Here is a 5,053-nt window from a genome sequence, read left to right on the forward strand (position 1 = left end):
GGAAGGGGTTTCGCAATCTGGCCATGGGCGGGGCGGCCTCGGAGGATGAGGTGGCGCCCGATTCTGCTGAGCCCAGTGGGGTGGCACGGCAGCATGATGAAACATCTCAGCGTGCACGTGCTCGTGAACGAAACTCCGTTCGTCCTGAGCTCGTCGAAGGACGAACCGAGTCGGCACAAAGTCCGCAACTTCGTCCTTCGACAGGCTCAGGACGAACGGGGTCTGTCAACAATGGTTCCATCGTTGCGGAAGGGTTGCGTTCCAGGCCGGCGGGGCTTCAGGCGATTCGCCCACGTCCACGATTGCGGGGGCTGGGGGTCTTTTACCCTCACCCGCCCTGCGGGCACCCTCTCCCTGAGAGGGAGCGGGGAGTCGAGAAGGTGCTTGGCGCCTTACCGGGCGAGGGCGTGCAGATACCATCTCCTCAGCGTGCACGTGCACCTGCACGAGCACGTGCACGATTCGGAGCATTCGGTGCTGCCGGACATTTCGGGAGGGCGTTGCCGCGGGGGCAGGCGCCATCTGCCGGCGCTGGAGAAGTCCGTTTCGGGGCTTCCCGGGCGCCTCCCCAGGTCTCTTGAATCACCGGGGGGAGGGGGGTATAAGCCCCGGTCACTGTTTGATTTTTCAGGAGAATACGACCTTGTCCAAGCGTCGCAAGGAACTCAAAGCCCCCGATGAATTTGTCCACCAGGGAAGCCGCGTGCTCGACTGGATTGCCGACCGCGAGATGTGGTTTCTGGGCCTGATTGGCGGTCTGTTGATCGCCATTGTGGGCACCTATGGGGTGCGTGCCTTTCTGAGCAATCGCACCGAGCGCAATTTCGCGGTGCTCGATTCGGCCCTCAAGATCGCTTCGGCCCCGGTGGGCCCGCGCAGCGTGAGCTCGCTTGAAGAGCTCGAGAGCCTGGGCGAAGAAGACGACCTGCACTTCGAGACCGAGGACGAGAAGTGGAAGGCCCTGCAGGCCAAGCTCATCGACATCGAGCCCCGGCTCTCGACCGACGCGGCCAAGTGGATGGCCACGTTCTATCACGGCGAGGCGGCCTACCGGCTCGAAGAACAGAACGATGCCATTGCCGGGTACGAGAAGTATGCGAACCTGGTAGAGGGCGATGATTTCCTCTATCCGCTGGCGCTCTACAACCTGGGCGTTGCGAAGATGGATGCCGGGCAGTACGAGGCGGCGCTCGCCGATCTCGATAAAGCCTTTGACGCCCGCGCCGATGCCGGCGCGCTGGGCGGATCGATCCTCATTGCCAAGGCACTTTGCCAGGCGCGGCTGGGTCGCACCGAGGCGGCGAAGATCACGCTGGAGCAGATCGACACCGACTACACGGTGATCGGTGACGGGATCGGCAGCGCGGTGCAGGAACAGGCGCTGGCGCTGGGCATCGAAGGCGGCTTCGGCGCGAGTTTCGAGGTGCCAGGCAAGGCGGAGCCCGAGGCCGCGCCGGAGAGCGCCGCGCAGTAGGGCTTTTCCTTTGAATCAATCCAGGAGAGCAGGGCGCCCGGCGCTCTTTGCCGCCGCGCTAGCCATGCTTGCCGCTATGATGGGCGGGTGCGTGTGGTTTGATGCCGCCGGCTGGGGCTCTTCGCCCGGCGATTATCCGCCCAGACTCTCGCGCGAGTGGACCCGGCAGCTTCCGCGCCGCGGGCGCTACGCGCTCGATTTCCCCTACATCCAGTCGCTTCCGAGCGAACTCTCGCAGCCCGTCGCCGTTGGTGAGCGCGTCTTCGTGGGCACCTCGGCCGGCGTGGCGGCGGCCCTTGAAAAAGAGGGCGGAAATACGCTCTGGGAAGTCGAGCTCTCGGACAATCCGATCACCTCGCGCGCGGTCGCCGATGAGCAGACCGTCGTCTTCGCCGGTCTCTCGGGCACGCTCTGGGGCCGATCTGTCGAGGATGGCACCGAGAAATGGACTGCCGAGCTCGATGTGCCGATTCTCGACGCGCTCGCACTCTACGAGGGCCGCGTCATTGTTCAGGACGCCCACGGGGCGCTGAGCGCGCTGGCCATTGCCGACGGCAGAATTCTCTGGAAGATCGACGGGAAGGAGCCCCGCGGGCTCAGCGCGCGCGCGCTCGGCGCTCCGGTCATCGACGAGATCTCCGGCCACGTCTACTGGGCGCGCTGGGACGGCGTCATCCAGGCGGCAAGCATCGCCTCGGGCTCGGTCCTCTGGCAGAGCAACTACGGCGGGGGCCGCGCCGGGTTTCAGAGTACCAACATCGGCATGACGCTCGTGGGCAGTTCGCTCTATGCCGCGCGCTTTTCCGGGCCCGTGTTCAAGATCCGCGCCGACGATGGCATCGCGGTCTGGCAGAGCGAGAACATCGAGGCCGCTGCCGGACCCGCCGCCAACTACAACCAGGTCTTCGTGCCGCTCCAGGGCGGCGGCATGGCGGCGCTCGATGCGACCCTTGGCAGCCGCATCGAGGGCTGGGGCGCCGATATCCCAGAAGACTGGGGCGTGCTCAGCCAGCCGAAGATCCTGGGCGAGTGGGTCGTGGCCGTCACCACCGAAACCGAGAACCGCTGGTGGCCGCCCAGGGTCACCCAGAGCGGCCGCGTGATCGCGCTCGACACCGGCGCGTTTGGCCAGTTCTCGTGGTTTTCAAAGATCCAGACCGGCAGCTACGGCGGCCTCTCATCGGGCGAGGACTGGGTCGCTGTTTTGAGCGACCGCGCCATCGCGCAGCTCTGGCACTTTGAGCCGCGCACCGACGCGCGTCCCGACATCGACTACGCCGCCGAGATCGCCGAGCAGCGCCGGCTCAAGGCCGAGAAGCGCGCCGCCCAGGAAGCCGCCGCAGCCGAAAAAGCCCGGCGCGAGGCCGAGCCTTCGAGCTTCTGGGACAACTTCTTCAGCGCGCCCGACGAGCAGAGCGACGACGAATACCTCGACGAGCTCAGCGAATAACCCCAGCTTCGCCGGTTTGATTGCGCGCGTTTCTTCTCTTCAATCGATACCATTTGAGCGCCTTGAGAGACCACCCAGGCCGGGCCGGGCAGCCTTGGCCTGCTCTTCGCCTGATAAACACAATGTCCGATAATGTATATTATGTAAAATTAAGGATATGGGCCTCCAGGGGGTTCTCCGCCCGTTCTTGGCGGGATTCGGGTTTGTGAGTGCTTCCTTTGCGGTGACGTGCGCGAGCTGTTTGCACACTCTCCGAAACGGCCGCGGCGGCCCTGGCTTCGCATCGTGCACGTGCACCTGCACGTGCACGCTGAGATGAAGGAGTCACCGCGGCGTCTCCCGCGTGTTCGGATGCGTGACGAACGGAAATCAATCGCGGGCAATTCAGGAACAAGGAAAACCTCCGACCGGGCCCGACCGGACCCGAAATGCCAGGCGCCAGGACGGCGCCGCGCACTTCTATAAGGATACGGATTCCCCGCCCCGCTTCAAGCCCCCCCGACCCGAGATGACCCACGATGGCCCGAGATGGACCGAAATAACCCTGGTGTATTTTGGGGCAGTTTCGGGGCTCGACGAGGCAGCGCGCTTACTCGAATCGATAGCGACCGTCTTCACCAACAGAAATCTTTGGCAGGGTTTTCGAGGCTTCAAAATAGTCATAGTCGACCTTCAGATTCTTCCAGAAGGTACGCAGCTCTTCGGCAGATCGCGGGCGGGCACCTCTGATCCGCTGCGCGACGTGCCACAGGGAGAAGGAACCAGCTTCTTCAAGCAGTTTTTCCCAAGACGGACCTGCCAGTCGCGTGGGAAAGATGTGGATAGGAATATGAGCTTGACCGGCGCCGCGCGCTTCGAGCGTGATCAGATAGATTTCATCAATTTGTTCATCGGTCATCGGCAGACATCCGATCGTCACGCAGTCACCGTGAACGAAGATGTCTCCGCCGAGCTTCTTGCGATCTCCGAGAATCCGGTCGGAGGAATTGGGATAGTTGATCCGCAGGGACAGATGGTAACTGCTCGCCGGATTGAACTCCGTGAACTCGTAGAAACCTTCGGGGATTTGGTAGTCACCTTCACGTCGTTTCGGGCCCATGGTTCCCGACAATCGGCAGACCTCATATTCTTTGACCAGAACGTACTTTCCGGTTTCCCTGTTCAGTGCCCAGAGTTCGAGCGACTTGTCCTGTTTGAATGCTCGCCAGAAAACCGGTGGCGGCGGCCAGGAAAGTTGCTTTGCTTCAAAGAGTCTTTTTGCGACATCAAGGCGTGAATCATAGGCGGCACGCACGCGCGGGAAGCGTAGTTGTTCCTGCTTGAGGGTGCCTGCGGCTACCGGCGAGATTCCGGCAAGCGTCAGGCAGAGAGCAACCAGCAAGCTCAGACGAGCGAGCATTCTCCTACACCCCTCCAACAATCACCCCCGCCAGCGCAAGCTCCACCACCAGCGTCAGCCCCGCGCCGACGCGGCGGAAGTTGAAGCCCACGTCGAACATGCCGGCGGCGTGCAGGACGCGTGCGGCGCCGAAGGCTACGGCCAGCCAGAGAATCCAGGGGTCGGAGACTTTGACGAAATCGGCGGCCAGCAGCGCGACCATGAAGGGCGCGCCGTGTTCGACGCTGTTGGCATGGGCGCGGATGGCGTGGCGCAGGTCGCGGTTACCACCCTCACCCAGCGAGACCTTGTGCTGGATGCGAAGGCGCGAGACATTGGCGGCCAGCAGCACAAGGAAGACGAGATACGCGGCGGCAAAAAGCGCGCTGTAGTGGATCGTGCCGAGCAGGTTCATGATTTCCCCCGATCAGGGAATTCTAACCACAGATGGCTGCCGATGAACACGGATAATTATTGATGCGCCATTGTTGTCATCCTGAGCGAAGCGAAGGATCTCAACGTGTCAGAGGAGTTCTGCAGCTCGCAAGTTTGGCCTGCGCCGGTAAGAAAATGGTTGAGATCCTTCGGGCTGGGGCCCTCAGGATGACAATCTCCTTATCCGTGTTGCTTCGTGCTTATCCGTGGCCAGCACTCTCTACTCAGAATCCCCCGAAGCGGCTCATTACCGCGTCGTAGGCGAAGTTGGGGAGCAGCCGGGCGAATTTCAGCGCGCCGACCAGGGGTAGCGGGA

Annotated in this window: 4 protein-coding genes; 2 read left to right on the forward strand and 2 right to left on the reverse strand. The window is 62.8% G+C overall.

Going from position 1 to position 5,053, the window contains the following annotated elements:
* Positions 1-643: 643 nt before the first annotated feature.
* Positions 644-1,474, forward strand: coding sequence for a hypothetical protein (locus KDH09_15215; protein ID MCB0221045.1), 831 nt, complete (start codon positions 644-646; stop codon positions 1,472-1,474).
* 64 nt (positions 1,475-1,538) lie between these two features.
* Complete coding sequence (locus KDH09_15220; protein ID MCB0221046.1) at positions 1,539-2,924, forward strand: PQQ-binding-like beta-propeller repeat protein; 1,386 nt, start codon at positions 1,539-1,541, stop codon at positions 2,922-2,924.
* 589 nt (positions 2,925-3,513) lie between these two features.
* Here KDH09_15220 and KDH09_15225 read toward each other — a convergent pair.
* On the reverse strand, positions 3,514-4,323 hold the full coding sequence (locus tag KDH09_15225) for a hypothetical protein (GenBank protein MCB0221047.1): 810 nt from the start codon (positions 4,321-4,323) through the stop codon (positions 3,514-3,516).
* A 4-nt stretch (positions 4,324-4,327) separates the two neighbouring features.
* Positions 4,328-4,717: an MAPEG family protein gene (locus KDH09_15230; protein ID MCB0221048.1), complete on the reverse strand. Its 390-nt coding sequence runs from the start codon at positions 4,715-4,717 to the stop codon at positions 4,328-4,330.
* Positions 4,718-5,053: the final 336 nt, after the last annotated feature.

It is taken from the genome of Chrysiogenia bacterium (assembly GCA_020434085.1).
Taxonomy (GTDB): domain Bacteria; phylum JAGRBM01; class JAGRBM01; order JAGRBM01; family JAGRBM01; genus JAGRBM01.

Excerpts from the sequence above, each read along its gene's own strand:
- KDH09_15225 (MCB0221047.1), bottom strand. The coding sequence starts at position 4,323 with ATGCTCGCTCGTCTGAGCTTGCTGGTTGCTCTCTGCCTGACGCTTGCC.
- KDH09_15230 (MCB0221048.1), bottom strand. The coding sequence starts at position 4,717 with ATGAACCTGCTCGGCACGATCCACTACAGCGCGCTTTTTGCCGCCGCG.
- KDH09_15220 (MCB0221046.1), top strand. The coding sequence starts at position 1,539 with ATGCTTGCCGCTATGATGGGCGGGTGCGTGTGGTTTGATGCCGCCGGC.